Below are 500 nucleotides of genomic sequence, written 5' to 3'. Positions count from 1 at the left end.
TCTGCTTCAGATTCACCAACTGTAGCAATGTAGAATTTGATTTTTGGTTCTGTTCCTGAAGGGCGGACAGCGATCCATGAATCGTCTGCCAAGGTGTATTTCAGCACATTGCTTGGAGGAGTTGTCAATTTTTCAACGCCGTTAGCAGTAGTAGCTGTTTGTTCCAAGAAGTCTTCTGTCTTAACAATGTCTGTGTTATTGAATTGTTTAGGAGCATTGCCGCGGAATTTATCCATGATCTTCTTGATTTCTGCAGCTCCGTCCACACCTGAAAGGGTGACAGAAATGGTCTTTTCTGCGAAGTAGCCGTATTCTTTGTAGATTTCAGCAATACCGTCTGCCAAGGTCATGCCACGTGAGCGGTAGTAAGCAGCGATTTCTGCAACGATAAGAACGGCTTGGATTGCGTCTTTATCCCGTACGAATGGTTTGATCAGGTAACCGAAGCTTTCTTCAAAACCGAGCATGTAAGTGTGGTTGTGTTGGGTTTCAAATTCATG

1 pseudogene is annotated in these 500 nt (G+C 44.0%); it reads right to left on the bottom strand.

Annotated features, from left to right (window positions below):
* Positions 1–500: pseudogene (locus JX304_RS06160) on the bottom strand (phospho-sugar mutase); the annotation flags it as partial.

Origin of the sequence: Streptococcus parasanguinis (genome assembly GCF_901875555.1) — a bacterium.
In the GTDB taxonomy this organism is placed as follows: domain Bacteria; phylum Bacillota; class Bacilli; order Lactobacillales; family Streptococcaceae; genus Streptococcus; species Streptococcus parasanguinis_H.
This window is presented reverse-complemented; position numbering and strand designations above follow the sequence as displayed.